Origin of the sequence: Streptomyces sp. MCA2 (genome assembly GCF_023544705.1) — a bacterium.
GTDB lineage: Bacteria > Actinomycetota > Actinomycetes > Streptomycetales > Streptomycetaceae > Streptomyces > Streptomyces decoyicus.
In genome coordinates this window covers 26,131-41,576 of sequence record NZ_JAMJFM010000027.1, presented here as the reverse complement: position 1 = coordinate 41,576, position 15,446 = coordinate 26,131, and the positions used below count along the sequence as shown (strand labels likewise).

The window sequence follows — 15,446 nt, the reverse complement described above, 5'->3', positions numbered from 1 at the left end:
GTGATCGCCTCCCCGGACGATGTGGGTGATGCCCGTTCCTGCTCCTGAATCTAGGGAACTGACACGCGTCGCGTGTCGACTCCGGCGGATTGCCCGCGGTTCGGACCCTGATGGGGGATGACGCGACCGTGCAATGCTTGTCATCCCCCGTCACCTCTCGTCATCTGCCCAGCTCAGGGCCTCACGCAGGAGTCTGGTTGCACCGCGGCAGACGAGCCGCCGCAGTTGCCGACCGAGGTGGGATGACTTGCAGAGGATGACGAGGCGAGGCATTCAGTGGCTGTCCGCTGTTGCTGACGATCCAGTGATGTGCCGGGCTCATTGGGCGGATGACCCCAGACGCCCGTACGCGCTGCCGACCGGGCGCCTCTTCGATGTGGTGGTCATGAGCCAGCGGTTGGGCATGGAGACCTTCGACCAGTTGGTACGCCGCGAAATGCCGCTCGGCCCGGTCATGATGGACCGTCGCGCAAAACAGATCGGCTTTCTTCTGTCATCCAAGTCGCGCGGCCGCTTCACGCGCCTCCTGTCCCTGGAAACGGCCACCCCTCCCGAGTACCGCTACCTCGACGCCGGCTCCTTCGTCGTCGTACCCGGGCCGATGCCGATGGCCGATGACCGCCACCAGTGGCTACGCGCGCCCATTCGCCGCCCCGAGGCATCCCCGCTGCGCACGGCGTCGTTAGCGGTGATGTTCGCGGCCGCCTCAGCCTTGATCGAACGAGCAGACCGCTACGGCGATCAGTACCCGAGCCCCGAAGCGGCCGGGCCCGAGGAGCTTGAGCGGGTGAGCGACCGTGCCCAGTGAGGAACATCCAGAGGACGCCGCCCGCTGGTCACCGCTGGAGACCGACGAGTGGTACGCGGCCCGCAACGCCACCACCGCGCTGCGGGAAGTACTGACCGCAGCCGGCATGGCACGCGACCTCCCCTACCTCCATGCCGACCTGAACGCCTTCGGCCACGGCCTCATCGAACTCGGCCGAGTCTCACCGGAGACGGCGGAGCGGTTGGCGGAGCTGCTGCGGCGGGCGTTGCTGTGCTCCTGTGGTTCCGAAGAGGCAGATGACTCGTGCACTCGCAGGACGGACTGACCAACAGCAAGGCGAAGGTGGAGGATGTGACCGACCCGCGTCGTGTAGTTGCCGAACGGGCCGAGAACCTTTCGCCGGCATTGCCGTACGTGCGGGGTTGGGCCGAGGCTAAGCGGTGCTGACGCGCTGGCCGAACAACTGCAAGCTGCGGGGCTGGGGCTGGGGCTGGGGCTGGGGCTGGACTTCCTCAGTCTCAGGGCCGATGTGACGGTCTTCGGCGACGGCTTGGTGTGTCTGGGCCCCGTACAGCCGGAGGCAGTGGGCGTACTGGCGCGCCTGCTCGTCATGGGCTTGGCGATGGAGTTGGCGGACCAGGCCGATAGCCACAGCCAGCCCCCTCCTCTCGAGGCGCTGGTTGCGTAATGCCGCATGCTGGTCTGCGGCCGGCCGGCCGGGACCGGCGCCTCAGCGCCGCAGCCCGACGAAACCGAAGACTATTGGGAAAGCCCGTGGGCCTTGCAGCTCACCGGTCGGAGTACTTCTTGCCTTGGGTCTTGTCTGGGATCTTGGTGACCTGCGTTTTCCCTGTTCAGGGCCAGTGGGTTCGTGCCTCTGGTGGTCGTCATTGGTCGCATTTGGCCACTGTCAAGCGGCCTCGGACGGCCCAGAGGCGGCGCAGCTTTCTCGCATGCAGGGCCTCGCTCGGTAGCGGTAGGCACCTTCGATGCGCCCTGCCTGACGACAGTTAGCCACGATGCCGATGACGCAGACCGGTCACGCATGCGTATGCCTCGCTGCACTCCCCCCGGTCTCAGCCACGTTGCCGGTTTCGTCGACTAGAGCAAGCCGCGACGGCCAGGGCGTGGTGGTTCGGCGGGCCTCAGATCCCGAGGCGCAGTCAGGAAGAGGTTGCAGTAAGAAGCCCTTGAATAACTTCTCCCCGATTGATTCTGCTGTTCCTATCGTTGATTCCAGACCTCACACGGCGATAGTACTCAGCTGCTCCAGGCGAGGGGATTGGTGCGTGCGTGACACCCTCAACTTCTTCATAGAAGGAGATTAGTTTGGCTGCGGTGTCGGCAGGGGGAAGTGTTCTCTTATCGTACACAAGCGTGCGATACAGTTCAACGATCAACGTAAATAGATCAGCTTTCTGCCACACTCGACTCTTGGCTGGGAATTTACACTCGTCGATGAAGGTGAATACGGCTTCGAACCCGTCCCTTACTTCCCCGCCCATAGGGAAGTCGTCGTTGTACTGATCAAGATACCGTTCGTTCTCGTCGTCGCGCCTAAAGTAACCACTCATGACGGTAATGGTCAGAGTGAGTGCAAACCTAATATCGTTCATGCGTCGACCGTCGAGCGACGTGAAGATCTTCCTTCTCTGGAAGAATGAGTGATTTGCGATCTCCTCGGCAAACCTTTTAAAGGCCCCATCGAAGCGGGAGTTATTTACCTCCATAGCATTGAGTGAGTAATTGGTTGAATTGATTCGATGGAAGATCTGCCGTGTCTCTTCTTCGGTGAGAGGGCCGAGGTCCCTAACCACCACTTCATATTCTAGAAACTCTCGCTTCTTTTCGTCTGTGAGCCCCCTGTATGCTGGGATCGTATTGTTTGTGATGCGCAATTCAGTCGAGGCTGTGAAGTACTGATAAAGCGTGGTGATCCTTTGCTGCCCATCCACGATCAGTTCGGTTCCGTCGCCTGTGTCCGGATTTACGTCACCGGCAGAAATGAAGATTTCAGGGAACGGAAGCCCATCTAGCACAGTGGCGATGAAGGCGACTTTGTGGTCGTTCGACCAGACTAGACGGCGCTGGAAGTGAGGGTTGGGGATGAGTGTCTCGTCGCGGATTCCTGTGAGTAGCATTCGCAGCCTTTTGTTCGTCGCTGAAGTCTGCATTAAGAATCCTCCATGGCCTCGCGACAGGATTTAACTGCTCGCCGTTGGTATTGAGTCAGGAAGTTCATGTCGTGATACAGCGCTCCAGCGATCTTATACGGGCCGAACTTCCGACTTTGCTGGAGTTCCCTGAAGGACTGTCGCCACTCCTCAGAGAATTTAAATGAGGGGGATCTTGGTAGCATGTCTGGACGAATCCACCCCCACGAGATGTACTGCTCGAAGCGATTTCGCCTTGACCAGTCAGCCCCTGAGTCCGCGTATGCGTGAGCTTCATGCCAGACCTTTTCGTATAAGGCATGACTTACAATTGCGACATCGATATCTGATGTGTCTCCAAAGCGGCGATACCTCTTATGTGGGGCAATGCTGAAACCAAGCCTTGCTGACCCCACAAGGAAAATGTCTTGATGTGGTGCAATGGAGAACTTCTCGGAAATGGCCTCTTTAAGGGCGAAATGCTGGTCATCCGTGAGCGCGTAGCATGCTCCGTGGAGAAGCTTTGAATTAACTATCCGTTCGTCGCTTAGATCGGCCAAGAGGAAGCTCTCAAATTGCTTCTTTGGGTCTGTGGTGAAATGTTCGGAACTATTCGACCCCATGGTCCCCCCATGGCCGGTGCGAGCACGACGCTTCCGTGAAGATACATCCGATTCCCCCCGCCTGCTACAAGATGCGCGAAATGCCCTTAGCTCGGGTGCGGGGCGGAGTCAGGAGCCGCCAGGATAGAGACGCGTTAAGGGGAGGAGCGGCCCCGGCCACGAGGTTCCCCTCCGGCTTCCGGTGGCTGATTGCTGTCTACGCGGCACGGGCGTCGGCGGGGCTGGAGCGGGACGGAGGCAGGAGTGCACGCCCGGCGGGGGCCGCGCCGCGCACAGCGAGCGGAGCGAGCCGCTTTGAAGACGTAGAGAAAGTTTGAAGTCCTTCTCGGCATGCTGCGGCTGCGATTGGTGAGTTGAGCCGCATGGGGTACCGGACTGCGGGGGAGTTCGCAAGTGCGAGAAGCTGCAATGCGGCCAGGCTCCCCTGCCTGCGGCGAGATCAATGGATCTGGCACGGGTCTGGCAGGGCGGCTTGCGTCGCGTGATCATCGCCCGGCAAAGACTGAGGCCCAGGCTCCCGGTGTGAAGCCGGTTTGCCTGGGCCTTCGTCGTGCCCGCTGCATACGCGGCGCATGGTGCCCCCAGCAGGATTCGAACCCGCGACACCCGCTTCAGGGGAGCGGTGCCCCTAAAGCGAGGCGCCGCGCCCTCCCCGTACCGAGGTCCCCACGTCCTATAGGGCGCCGAGGCCCCCGCCCCCCGACCTCAAGCCTGCCCCGTTTCGAAGCGGCTTACCTTGCCGTCTGCCACCGTGAACCGCCAGCGTGTGCGCATCTCGCCCCAGGTGTCGTTGCGGTAGTCCGCTACGAGGGACAGGCCCTGGTGGGACTCGGACTGCACGTCCATGTGGCCGCGGGTGGTGAAGATTTCCCGCTCGCACCACTCGCGCAGGTCCCGGTCGGACCCGTCGTCGGACATGGTGGCGTCGGGGGTGAGGGCGGCGAAGAACGCCTGCTCGTCGTTGCTGTTGAGGGCCGTGACCAGGGCACGTACCGCGGGGTCGGACAGCCGGTTGGCGGAGATGGTCATGAGGGGGTCTCGCCCTTCTTGCGGAAGATCGACAGTGCCAGGGTGATCAGGGTGCCGCCCACCGCCCAGGCCGACAGCACCAGGAGCGGGCCGGTGACCGCGCGGCCGTGGAAGTAGGCGAGGGAGCGTGCGGCCCAGGTGCCCGCCCCCGGGGGGAGGGCGGGGCCGATGGCACGCCAGAACGGGGGCAGCAGCGGGTAGGGGTAGGCGCCGCCCGCGCTCGGGTTGCCGAGGATGACGATCAGCAGGATGGCCAGACCGATGCCGACGATGCCCAGCAGGGCCTGGCAGGCCAGGGTGGTGGCGCCCACCGCGAACACGATCAGGGCGCCCAGCCCCCAGAGCCCGAAGAAGGTGCCGGGCAGGGCGCCGAGGACCGGGCCGACGATGATCGCGCCGGCCAGTCCGGCGACGATCGCGTACAGGGCGAGCGCGGCCAGCCGGATGACCGCCCGGTGTCCGTTGGAGGGCCGCGCCCCGGCGCTGATCGCGAGGATCGCGGCGCACAGATAGCCGCCGACGCACCAGCCGACGACCAGGTAGAAGGACGACAGGCTGCGGCTGTCGCCCCGGGCCGCCGGGGTCACATCCACCGTGCGGACGGTGCGGTGCTCGGCCTTCTCCGCCGCGCGGACGACCAGTTCGACCGCCTGGGCCAGGGAGGCGCCGCCACCGCCGGCCACCAGCAGCCGGTCGGGGCGGCCGCGCGGGCCGACGATCAGTGCGCCGTCGATCGTCCGGTCCGCGAGCTGCTGTCGCGCGGCCCGCTCGGAGGGCACCGCACGGGGGTCCAGGGGGGAGCCGGACAGCCGGTCCAGTTTGCCCACCAGCTGCCCGCTGACCTGGGCAGGGGCGACGACGCCGAACGGCACATCGGCCGGTTTGGGGTGGTGGAAGGCGCCGGTGTACGAGGTGATGAACGCGATCATCAGCCCCAGCACGCCGAGCACCAGCAGCGAGGCACGGGGCGTCACCGCGCTCTTCACCTCCTTGAGGAAGGTGGTGCGGGCGCCGTCGTCCGTCGTGGCCATGCGTCGCTCCTCGCCGCACTTCCGGCTGCCGGTCCGGTGCTGTCGGTGCTTTTGTTCCGCCATCTTCCGGTCGGTGGTGGGGGTGCGCAGATCGGGTGGGGCTGATCGGCGGAGGGGCGGGCGGTACCCCTCGACAGGTGTTCGTACGAATGTTCGATGGGCGGGTTATGGTGGAGGGGAGGAGCGAGAGACACAAGGTCAGCTGGGGGGCGGATGAGGCGCAGGAGGTGCGGATGCCCGGGTTCACGCATCTGCACACCGCTTCGGGGTTCTCCCTGCGCTACGGCGCCTCCCATCCGGAGCGGCTCGCCGAGCGCGCCGCCGAACGCGGGATGGACGCCCTCGCGCTGACCGACCGGGACGGGCTCTCCGGAGCCGTACGCTTCGCCAAGGCCGCCGCCGAGGCCGGTGTCCGCCCGCTGTTCGGTACCGAACTCGCCGTGGCGGAACACGCGTCGGGACCCGTGGCCGGCACGGCCACCGCGCGGCGGCGTACCCCCGTGCGCGGCGGCGCCTTCCTCGACGAGTCCGCCGCCCGCGCCGTCTTCCTGGCCCGCGACGGAGCGGCCGGCTGGGCCGCCCTGTGCCGGCTGGTCTCGGCCGCCCACGCCGGCCGGGCCGAGCAGCCCGTCCTCCCGTGGAGCTCCCTGGAATCCGTCACGGACGGACTGACCGTGCTGCTCGGACCGGACTCCGAGGTCGGCCGGGCGCTGGCCGCCGGCCGCCCGGACCGCGCCGCCCGGCTCCTCGCCCCCTGGCGCGAGCTGTACGGCGAGGCGCTGCGCCTGGAGGTCGTCGACCACGGGCGGCCCGGCAGCGGCCCCGGCTCCCCGCGGCTGGCCGCCCGCACCCTCGGCTTCGCCGTCGACCAGGGCGTCCACGCCGTCCTGACCAACGCGGTCCGCTATGCCGACCCCGGCCAGGGCCCGGTCGCCGACGTCCTGGATTCCGCCCGCCGTCTGGTGCCGGTGGACCGGCGCCGGCCCGAGGCCTGGGACAGCGGCGAGCGCTGGCTCAAGGACACCGCCACGATGAGCCACACCGCCGAGCGGATCGCCGAGGCGGCCGGATTCCGGCGCGACCTGGCCCACCGGCTGCTCGCCATGACCGAGGAGACCGCCGGCGCGTGCCTGGTCGACCCGCAGGACGACATCGGGCTCGGCCATGTCCACTTCCCCGAACCGCGGCTGGTCGGCGCGGGCCACCGCACCGCCGCCCGGGTGCTGCGCTCGCGCTGCGCCGCCGGGATGGTGCTGCGCGGCTACGACCGCGACCGCACGCGCTGGGACCGGCTGCACGACGAACTGCGCACGATCGAACGGCTCGGCTACCCCTCGTACTTCCTGACGGTCTCTCAAGTAGTGGACGACATACGGGAGATGGGTATCCGGGTCGCGGCCCGCGGGTCCGGCGCCGGCTCCCTGGTCAACCACCTCCTCGGCATCGCGCACGCCGACCCGGTCGAGCACGGCCTGCTGATGGAGCGCTTCCTGTCCGAGCGGCGGGCGGCACTGCCGGACATCGACATCGACGTCGAGTCCGCCCGTCGGCTGGAGGTCTACCGCGCGATCTTCGACCGCTTCGGCGCGGAGCGGGTCGCCACGGTCTCGATGCCCGAGACCTACCGCGTACGGCACGCCGTACGGGACGTGGGCGCCGCCCTGGGCATGGACCCGGCGCAGGTGGACCGCCTCGCCAAGGCCTTCCCGCACATCCGCGCCCGGGACGCGCGGGCGGCGCTGGCCGAGCTGCCGGAGCTGCGCGGGGTGCGGGAGGCCGGCGGCGAGCGGCTGTGGCCGCTGGTCGAGGCGCTGGACGCGCTGCCGCGCGGGATCGCCATGCACCCGTGCGGGGTGCTGCTCTCGGACGCCACCCTGCTGGACCGTACGCCGGTCGTCCCGACCAGCGGTGAGGTCCCCCATAGCCTTAAGGGCATGGGAGGTGCCCCCATCGCGATGTCCCAGTTCGACAAGGAGGACGTGGAGGACCTGGGGCTGCTCAAGCTCGATGTGCTGGGCGTACGGATGCAGTCCGCGATGGCGCATGCGGTCGCCGAGATCGGCCGGGCCACCGGGCGCCGGATCGACCTCGACGACCCCGCGCAGGTGCCGCCCGGCGACGACGCGACCTACGGCCTGATCCGCTCGACCGAGACGCTCGGCTGCTTCCAGATCGAGTCGCCGGGCCAGCGCGACCTGGTCGGCAGGCTTCAGCCCGCCACCTTCCACGATCTGGTCGTCGACATCTCCCTCTTCCGGCCGGGGCCGGTCGCCGCCGATATGGTGCGGCCCTTCATCGAGGCCCGGCACGGCCGGAAGCCGGTCCGCTATCCGCACCCCGACCTGGAGGAACCGCTGCGCGAGACCTACGGGGTGGTGGTGTTCCACGAGCAGATCATCGAGCTGCTGCGGATCATGACGGGCTGCGCACGGGACGAGGCGGACGAGAAGCGGCGCGCGCTGTCGCATCCGGAGTTCCAGGGCAGGCTCCGCGCCTGGTTCGCCCAGCGCGCCGAGCGGCGCGGCTATACGTCCGAAGTGATCGCGCGCACCTGGGAGATCGTCGAGGCCTTCGGCTCGTACGGCTTCTGCAAGGCGCATGCGGTGGCCTTCGCGGTGCCCACCTACCAGTCCGCCTGGCTCAAGGCGCACCACCCCGCGGCCTTCTACGCCGGGCTGCTCACCCACGACCCCGGGATGTACCCGAAGCGGCTGCTGCTCGCGGATGCGCGGCGGCGCGGGGTGCCGGTGCTGCCGCTGGATGTGAACCGGTCGGCGGTCGCTCACCGGATCGAACTGGTGTCCGGTTCCGGTGGGGGTGGCGGGCCCCGCTCCGGCGCGGTCTGGGGGCTGCGGCTCGCGCTCTGCGATGTGCACGGCATGAGCGAGGCCGAGGCGCGGCGGATCGAGGCCGGGCAGCCCTACCGCTCGCTCCAGGACCTGTGGCAGCGGGCCAGGCCGAGCCGCCCGGTGGCCGAACGCCTCGCCCGGGTGGGCGCGTTGGACGCCTTCGGCGCGAACCGGCGGGATCTGCTGCTGTACCTCGCCGAGCTGCACCACCACGGGCGGCAGACGTCCGGTGGTCAGCTGACGCTGCCGGCCGGGGCCCTCGACAGTGCGGGCGCGGAACGGACGGCTCCGGCCGATCTGGTCGAGCCGGTGGGGCTGCCCGACCTCAGCGATGTCGAACGGCTCAGCGCCGAGCTGGGCGTCCTCGGCATGGACGCCTCCCGCCATCTGATGGCCGATCACCGGGAGTTCCTCGCGGAGCTGGGCGCGCTGCCGGCCCGGCTGCTGCGCGGCGCCAGGCACGGCGAGACGGTGCTGGTCGCCGGAGCCAAGGCGGCCACCCAGACACCGCCGATCCGCTCCGGCCGCCGGGTCATCTTCACCACCCTGGACGACAGCACGGGACTGGTCGACTGCGCCTTCTTCGACGACAGTCACGCGGCCTGTGCGCACACGGTCTTCCACTCCTGGCTGCTGCTGGTGCGCGGTACGGTCCAGCGGCGCGGTCCGCGCAGCTTCAGCGTGGTCGGCGCCGCCGCCTGGAACCTCGCCGAGCTGGCCGAACTCCGGCGCGAGGGCGGGCTGGAGGCGGTCGCCGCCCGGCTCGCGACGGGACCGGACACACCGGACGACGGGACGGAGGGAGCGAAGGGGGCAGAGGGGGCGGACGACGGAGCGGACGGGACGGACAAGGCGGGCAAGGGGCTGCCGGGGGAGGGGTCCGAGGCGGGCCGGGAAGCCGAGCCGGCCGCCGCGCCGGGCCGCACCATCCGGCTGGAGACCGGCTACGAGCTGCACCCGTGGGCCGACCTCCAGCCCCCGGGCGAACGCGCCGCCACCGGCCGCAAGTTGTGGCACTCCAGCCCGGGGAGCGCGGGATGACCCCCGCGCCGAGGCCGCCCGCCGCGCCGCCGGAGCCGCCCGGTGCCCCGCGGCAGCCGGGCATGCTCCACATACGCTTCAGGGCCGCCGACGACACCCCCGTGAGTGCCGGAGGCTTCGAGCAACTGCTGCGGCTGCTGGCGCAGTTCACCCCGGTGATCGAGGCGCTGCCGCCGGACGCCGCGCTGGCGGACGTGCGCGGTGCGCTGCGCTACTTCGACCGGGACGCGGCGGGCATCGCCGAGCTCGTACGGCTGCGCGCGCTGGCCTGGCACGGCGTACGGTGCACGATCGGGGTCGGCGCCAACCCGCTGCTCGCCCGGATGGCGGCCCAGGAAGCGGCGCCCGGGGAGATCCGGTCCGTTCCCGAGGGCGCCGAGGCCGTCGCCGCGTTCCTCGGCCGCCGGCCGGCCTCGGCGCTGCACGGCGTCGGCCCGGCGACCGCGCGCGCCCTGTGTGCGTACGGGCTCGACAGCGTCGGCCGGATCGCCGCCGCACCGCCCGCGACCCTGCAACGGATCCTCGGCGCGAAGACCGGCCGCGTCGTGTACGAGCGGGCCCGCGGCATCGATCCGACGCCGGTGACGCCCAACGCCGCGGCCCGCTCGATGGGCGCGGAACACCGCTTCGTCCACGACGAGCTGGACCCGGCCAGGCGCCGCCGGGCGCTGCTCTCGCTCGCCGACGGCCTCGGCGCCCGGATGCGTGCGAGCGGGCAGGTGGCCCGTGCGCTCACCCTCACCGTCCGCTACGCCGACCGCTCCACCACGACCCGCACCCGGCGGCTGGACGGGCCGACCGCGCACGGGCCCGCACTGACCGAGACGGCCTATGCGCTGCATGCCGCGCTCGGATTGCAGCGGGCGCGGGTGCGGTCCGTGGCACTGCGCGCGGAGGATCTGTGCCGCGCCGAACTCGCCGTGCGCCAGCTGACCTTCGACCCGTCCGACGACAAGGCGCACCGTATCGAGGCGGCCGTCGACCGGGCGAGGGCACGCTTCGGGTCCGGGAGCGTACGGCCCGCGGCGACCCTCGGCCACACCGGCCGTATGCGCCCGCCCCCGCCCCCGGGCGCCAAGCCGCCCGGCCCCGGGGCCGCGCGGCCGTAGCGCCCGGCCGTGGCGCCTCAGCCGTAGAGCTTCTCCGCATACCGCGGGCCGTAGTGCTGCTCCAGCTCCGCCAGCGGCATCTCCTGGGCCTCGACGCCCTTGACGATCCGGGCCCGCGAGGGCAGTGCGTCCGGCTGCCAGGTCTCCGGATTCCACAGCTGCGAACGCAGGAACGCCTTGGAGCAGTGGTAGAAGACCTCCTCGACCTCCACCAGCAGCGCCAGCCGCGGGCGGTTGCCCTTGACGATCAGCTCGTCGAAGAACGGGGCATCACGCAGCAGCCGGGCGCGGCCGTTGATCCGCAGGGTGTCACCGCGCCCCGGCAGGAAGTAGTTCAGCCCGACATGGGGGTTGCCGAGGAGGTTCACCATGCCGTCCAGGCGCTTGTTCCCGGGACGGTCCGGGATCACGAGGGTGGTGTCGTCCAGGACATGGGTGAAGCCCGCGGGGTCGCCCTTGGGTGAGACATCGCACCGGCCCTGTGCGTCCGCGGTGGCGATCACGCAGAACGGCGAGTGGGCCAGCCACTGCCGGTCGAGGTCGTGCAGCCGGTGGCGGGTCTTGTTCGCCGCATGGGAGCTGGGCTCGCCGATCAGCTCGCGCAGCTCCGCCTCCGACGAGACCTCCACGATGCCGGCCGGATCCGCTGCCGCTGCCGTCTCCATCGGTGTCCCCCTCCTGTTATGTCTGATGTCTTACGCCACTGGTCAAGGCGTTATCGACGATACGGGACCGCTCCGGCATCCGAGGCGGTCACGACGTCCGGAACAGGCCGCAGGCACACAAGCGGCGCTCTGCACCCCGGACGTCCGGTGAGGGTCATGTGCGGTTTCCTTCACCGTCACACCGCTGGTACACCTTGCTTACCCAGCCGTAACTTACTTGCCAGTCAACTGCGTTGGCCCTTGCGATCCGGATCGCAGGTGAACGGCTCACCGAGCACTTCGGAGTCCCCCTCACCCCGCAAGGAGCATCGTATGAAGCTGCGCTGGTCAAGAACGCTCACCCTGCTTCCCGCCCTCGCCCTGGCCCTCGGTGTCACCACCACCGCGCCCGCCGCTGCCGCCCACCCGTCGCCCGCCACCACCCCGGCCGGAGACGCTGCGCGCCTCCCCTCTCATTCCACCGTCCGCAGCGGCTGGAACAACTACTCCTGCAAGCCCTCCGCCGACCACCCGCGGCCGGTGGTCCTGGTGCACGGCACCCTGGGCAACGCCATCGACAACTGGCTGGGCCTCGCGCCCTACCTGGTGGCCCGCGGCTACTGCGTCTTCTCCCTGGACTACGGGCAGTTGCCCGGCGTCCCGTTCTTCCACGGGCTGGGGCCGGTCGACGCCTCCGCCCAGCAGCTCGCCGCCTACGTCGACCGGGTGCTGGCCGCCACCGGCACCTCGAAGGTCGATCTCGTCGGCCACTCGCAGGGCGGCATGATGCCGCGGGTGTACATGAAGTTCCACGGCGGCGCGGGCAAGGTGAACGCGCTGGTCGGGCTGGCCCCCGACAATCACGGTACCGATCTGAACGGTCTGACCCGTCTGCTGCCCTACTTCCCCGGCGCCAAGCAGTACCTCGACAAGCTGACCCCGGGACTGTCCGACCAGATCGCCGGCTCGGAGGTCCTCAACCGCCTCAACGAGGGCGGCGACACCGTCCCCGGGGTGCACTACACCGTGATCGCGACCAAGTACGACGAGGTCGTCACCCCCTACCGGACCACCTTCCTCGACGGTCCCGATGTGCGCAACGTCGTGCTCCAGGACCTGTGTTCCGCCGACTTCTCCGAGCATGTGGCCATCGGCCTCGTCGACCGCATCGCCTTCCACGAGACGGCCAACGCCCTCGACCCGGCCCACGCCACCCCGACCACCTGCGCGTCGCGCTGACCGGGAGCCGGTCCGGCCCACCACCCGTGCGGGGGCCGGGCCGCGCTCCGTGTGGGGCCGGTCCTGCGTGGACGTCGGGCCGCGCTCCGTGCGGGGCCGGGTCCTCCCGTACGGATCCTGGCCGCGCGCCGTCCGCGGGTGTCGTCTCCGTCGTCCCCGTCAGTCGCCGGCCAGCAGTGCGTCGGTGCACCGCTCCGCCAGGTCCTCGGCGTGTGCGGGCAGCGGTGTTCCGCCGCGCAGATGGCGGCGCACCACGGACAGCGGAAGATCGATGACGGCGAGTGTCACCCGGTCCAGGCCCGGCCTGCCGTGCATCCCCAGGGCCCCCGCGAGCGCCGCCACGGCCGCCCGGACCTGCATGTTCCCCTCCTCCGCGCGGAGCAGATGCGCGTCGGACCAGTCGTCCCGCCCGAACTCCTGCGCCCCGTACAGGAGCAGCGCGGCCTCCGCCGGGTGGGTGCGGCTCCACGCCACGATGTGCCGGGCGGCCGCCCGGCCCCCGGCGCGAGGGTCGTCCGATGACTCAAGGGCCTCGAAGTAGCCCTCCTGGAAGCCCTCGACGGTCCGCAGCCACACCTCGGCGAGCAGTGCCGAACGGCCCGTGAAGCGGTGGTAGAGCGAGCCGCTGGGGGCGCCGACGGCCGCCGCGACCGCGGACATGGTGACGCCCGAGGGACCGGACTCGGCTGCCAGCCGGACGGCGGCGTCGAGGAGCTGCGGCGTATCGAAACGGGATGGCCTGGCCATGTTCTAGAGGGTACTCTCCACTATATTGGAGAAGCGCCTCTAGAACCTTCCTGGAAGAGGTGCGGACCAGGTAGGGCCAGGTGGGACCAGGTGCGGAAAGGGGCGCGATGGGTGTCTGTGGCGTGCGCGAGAGGGTGCTGCCGGTGCCTCGGGCCGAGGTGGGCCGGCTGCTCGACGGCCTGCCCGGCGACACCGACCGGCGACACCGACCGGCTCTCCTGTACGGGCGCCATCGCCCGGCCCGCACGCTGGAGCCACTCCGTCCGGCTGCCGCACCGCCTCACCGCCTGACCCGGTCCCGTACGTCCGGGTGGTTGCACCGCCTCACCGGCTGACGCGGTCCCGGCGGATCACCCGGCGCAGCGTCAGAAAGCAGAACGCGGCGCCCGCCAGACCCGCGGGGATCAGCAGTAGCCATCCGGAGAAGGCCAGCACCGCCGCCGTCAGCAGCGTGCTTGCGCACACGCCGCACCACAGGGGAGTGCGGCGCGGCAGCAGCACCAGTGCGGCGGCGAGACCGGCGAGGGTCACCGCCGCCAGACAGGTGGCGGTGGCCCTCATCAGGGCATCCAGATCGGCGCCGCCGAAGCCGGCCGCCGCGCCCACGAGGACGGCCGCCCCGCCCAGCACCGCCAGCGACCGCCGCGGCACCTCGCCCGGCGCGCCGCCCTTGGCCAGCAGCCGCGGCGCCGCCCCGTCCCGGCCGAGCGCCGCACCGAGCCGGGACGCCCCGGCCAGATACGAGTTGACCGCGCCGAAGGTGAGGAAGAGCGCCGCCGCGGCGGCCACGGGGCGGGCCGCGGCGCCCACGCTCCGGGCGAGCAGCTCGGTCAGCGGCGTCTCGGTGGCGGCCGCGGCCGGCCCCAGGGCGCCGATCGTGACCACCGCGAGCCCCAGGTAGAGCACGGTGATGACGGCGAGCGTACGGCGCGTCACCCGCGGCAGGTCCCGTCCGGGATCGGCGAACTCGCCCGACAGATGGCTGGCCGCCTCCCAGCCCGCGAACGCGAAGAACAGCACCGAGGCCGCCGACCCCACCGAGGACCAGCCGCCGGGCAGGAACGGCGTGAAGTGGCGGGCGGACACCTGTGGGGCGGCGGCCAGCACCGTGCCCAGCAGCACCACCGCCAGCAGCCCGCCGAGCAGCAGCTGCACCCGGCCCGACAGCCGCAGCCCCACCGCGTTGGAGACCAGCGCCACCGCCACCACCGCCCCGGCCACCACGGCCGCGCCCGTGCCGCCCCAACCGGCCGCATCGGCCGCGTACTTCCCGCCGATCCAGGCCGCCGAGACCACGCCGATCGGCACCGCTCCGTAGAACCACCACCCCACCACGGCCGCTGCCCGCGGCCCGATCGCCCGGTGCACATACGTGGCCACGCCCCCGCCGTCGGGGAACCGCGCACCGAGCGCCGCGAAGGCGGTGGCCACCGGCACGCACAGGGCCAGCAGCACCACCCAGGCCACGAGCGAGGCGGGCCCGGCCGCGTCGGCGGCCAGGGACGGCAGGGCCAGGACACCGGGGCCGAGCACCGCGCCGGCGCACAGTGCGGTACCACTGCCGATACCCAGCCGCCGTACATCCGGACGTTCGGAAGCGGGAAGGGATGTTTCTTGTACGGTCACAGTCGCAGAAGGTAATCGTGCAAATGATCAAATGGGGCTCCGGCCGAACAAAATTCGGTGGGCGGGGCACCATGGAGTCCATGGACGACATTGATTCGGCGATTGTCCGCGAACTACAGCGCGATGCACGGCAGACCAATCGCGAGCTGGCCGGCAGACTCAACATCGCGCCCTCCACCTGTCTGGAGCGGGTCCGCGCGCTGCGCGCCCGCGGCGTGCTCACCGGCTTCCGGGCCACGGTCGATCTGCGCGCCCTCAACCGCCCCGTACAGGCGTTGCTCACGATCCGGATCCGCCCGATGAACCGCGAGGTCATCGAGCGGTTCAAGGCGTTTTTGACCTCGCTGCCCGAGGTGCTCAACGTCTATGTCGTCGCGGGCGGCGACGACTTCCTGGTCCATGTCGCCGTCCCGGACGTCGACCGGCTGCATGCGCTCCTCATGGATCAGGTCTTCAAGCGCCGCGAGGTCGTCGACTGCCGCAGCTCGGTCATCTACCAGCACGTCGCCAACGACATCATCGAGCCACTGCCGCCGAACGGGCCGTGACAACGGCCCGTAACAGGGCGACGCCGCCCCCGAGATGA

At 70.0% G+C, this 15,446-nt stretch carries 12 protein-coding genes; 6 read left to right on the top strand and 6 right to left on the bottom strand.

Annotation, left to right across the window (positions count from 1 at the left end; genetic code table 11):
* Nucleotides 1–133 precede the first annotated feature (133 nt).
* A complete protein-coding gene (locus M8I34_RS22430; protein ID WP_308372555.1) occupies nucleotides 134–808 on the top strand; it encodes a bifunctional DNA primase/polymerase in 675 nt (224 codons plus the stop codon).
* Nucleotides 798–1,094: a hypothetical protein gene (locus M8I34_RS22425; RefSeq protein ID WP_250051709.1), complete on the top strand. Its 297-nt coding sequence runs from the start codon at nucleotides 798–800 to the stop codon at nucleotides 1,092–1,094. Before M8I34_RS22430 ends, M8I34_RS22425 begins: the two co-directional genes overlap by 11 nt.
* 838 nt (nucleotides 1,095–1,932) lie before the next feature.
* On the opposite strand, the gene M8I34_RS22420 is transcribed toward M8I34_RS22425, so the two are convergent.
* From M8I34_RS22420 to M8I34_RS22410, 3 genes are all read right to left on the bottom strand, one after another.
* On the bottom strand, nucleotides 1,933–2,943 hold the full coding sequence (locus tag M8I34_RS22420; protein WP_250051707.1) for a DUF262 domain-containing protein: 1,011 nt from the start codon (nucleotides 2,941–2,943) through the stop codon (nucleotides 1,933–1,935).
* 1,307 nt (nucleotides 2,944–4,250) lie between these two features.
* Nucleotides 4,251–4,574, bottom strand: coding sequence for a nuclear transport factor 2 family protein (locus M8I34_RS22415; protein ID WP_250051705.1), 324 nt, complete (start codon nucleotides 4,572–4,574; stop codon nucleotides 4,251–4,253).
* The gene (locus tag M8I34_RS22410) at nucleotides 4,571–5,605 is read right to left on the bottom strand and encodes a DUF3533 domain-containing protein (protein WP_250051703.1); all 1,035 of its coding nucleotides are present in this window, start codon (nucleotides 5,603–5,605) and stop codon (nucleotides 4,571–4,573) included. Before M8I34_RS22410 ends, M8I34_RS22415 begins: the two co-directional genes overlap by 4 nt.
* A gap of 233 nt (nucleotides 5,606–5,838) precedes the next feature.
* Between M8I34_RS22410 and M8I34_RS22405 the strand changes: the two genes are divergently transcribed.
* Nucleotides 5,839–9,495 carry a DNA polymerase III subunit alpha gene (locus M8I34_RS22405; RefSeq protein WP_250051701.1) on the top strand — a complete coding sequence of 1,219 codons (3,657 nt, stop codon included), beginning with the start codon at nucleotides 5,839–5,841 and terminating at the stop codon, nucleotides 9,493–9,495.
* A complete protein-coding gene (locus M8I34_RS22400) occupies nucleotides 9,492–10,604 on the top strand; it encodes a helix-hairpin-helix domain-containing protein (RefSeq protein WP_250051699.1) in 1,113 nt (370 codons plus the stop codon). The genes M8I34_RS22405 and M8I34_RS22400 overlap by 4 nt, the downstream gene beginning before the upstream one ends.
* Nucleotides 10,605–10,621: 17 nt before the next feature.
* Here the strand turns inward: M8I34_RS22400 and M8I34_RS22395 are convergent, their stop codons facing one another.
* Complete coding sequence (locus M8I34_RS22395) at nucleotides 10,622–11,269, bottom strand: pyridoxamine 5'-phosphate oxidase family protein (protein WP_250051690.1); 648 nt, start codon at nucleotides 11,267–11,269, stop codon at nucleotides 10,622–10,624.
* A gap of 312 nt (nucleotides 11,270–11,581) precedes the next feature.
* On the opposite strand from M8I34_RS22395, the gene M8I34_RS22390 reads away from it, so the two are divergent.
* Nucleotides 11,582–12,487 (top strand): triacylglycerol lipase, encoded by a 906-nt coding sequence (locus M8I34_RS22390; RefSeq protein ID WP_250051688.1) that lies wholly within the window; start codon nucleotides 11,582–11,584, stop codon nucleotides 12,485–12,487.
* Between the two features lie 159 nt (nucleotides 12,488–12,646).
* Here M8I34_RS22390 and M8I34_RS22385 read toward each other — a convergent pair whose 3' ends face one another.
* Entirely contained in the window at nucleotides 12,647–13,234 is a 588-nt protein-coding gene (locus M8I34_RS22385) for a TetR/AcrR family transcriptional regulator (RefSeq protein ID WP_250051686.1), read from the bottom strand.
* A 324-nt stretch (nucleotides 13,235–13,558) separates the two neighbouring features.
* Nucleotides 13,559–14,860, bottom strand: a complete 1,302-nt coding sequence (locus M8I34_RS22380; RefSeq protein ID WP_250051684.1) for an amino acid permease — start codon at nucleotides 14,858–14,860, stop codon at nucleotides 13,559–13,561.
* Nucleotides 14,861–14,940: 80 nt separating this feature from the next.
* Between M8I34_RS22380 and M8I34_RS22375 the strand changes: the two genes are divergently transcribed.
* Nucleotides 14,941–15,408 (top strand): Lrp/AsnC family transcriptional regulator, encoded by a 468-nt coding sequence (locus M8I34_RS22375; RefSeq protein WP_030990187.1) that lies wholly within the window; start codon nucleotides 14,941–14,943, stop codon nucleotides 15,406–15,408.
* Nucleotides 15,409–15,446 lie beyond the last annotated feature (38 nt).

Bases quoted from the DNA above. Each gene is read 5' to 3' on its own strand.
- M8I34_RS22430 (WP_308372555.1), top strand. From the start codon at position 134: ATGCTTGTCATCCCCCGTCACCTCTCGTCATCTGCCCAGCTCAGGGCC.
- M8I34_RS22420 (WP_250051707.1), bottom strand. From the start codon at position 2,943: ATGCAGACTTCAGCGACGAACAAAAGGCTGCGAATGCTACTCACAGGA.
- M8I34_RS22415 (WP_250051705.1), bottom strand. From the start codon at position 4,574: ATGACCATCTCCGCCAACCGGCTGTCCGACCCCGCGGTACGTGCCCTG.
- M8I34_RS22410 (WP_250051703.1), bottom strand. From the start codon at position 5,605: ATGGCCACGACGGACGACGGCGCCCGCACCACCTTCCTCAAGGAGGTG.
- M8I34_RS22405 (WP_250051701.1), top strand. From the start codon at position 5,839: ATGCCCGGGTTCACGCATCTGCACACCGCTTCGGGGTTCTCCCTGCGC.
- M8I34_RS22400 (WP_250051699.1), top strand. From the start codon at position 9,492: ATGACCCCCGCGCCGAGGCCGCCCGCCGCGCCGCCGGAGCCGCCCGGT.
- M8I34_RS22395 (WP_250051690.1), bottom strand. From the start codon at position 11,269: ATGGAGACGGCAGCGGCAGCGGATCCGGCCGGCATCGTGGAGGTCTCG.
- M8I34_RS22390 (WP_250051688.1), top strand. From the start codon at position 11,582: ATGAAGCTGCGCTGGTCAAGAACGCTCACCCTGCTTCCCGCCCTCGCC.
- M8I34_RS22385 (WP_250051686.1), bottom strand. From the start codon at position 13,234: ATGGCCAGGCCATCCCGTTTCGATACGCCGCAGCTCCTCGACGCCGCC.
- M8I34_RS22375 (WP_030990187.1), top strand. From the start codon at position 14,941: ATGGACGACATTGATTCGGCGATTGTCCGCGAACTACAGCGCGATGCA.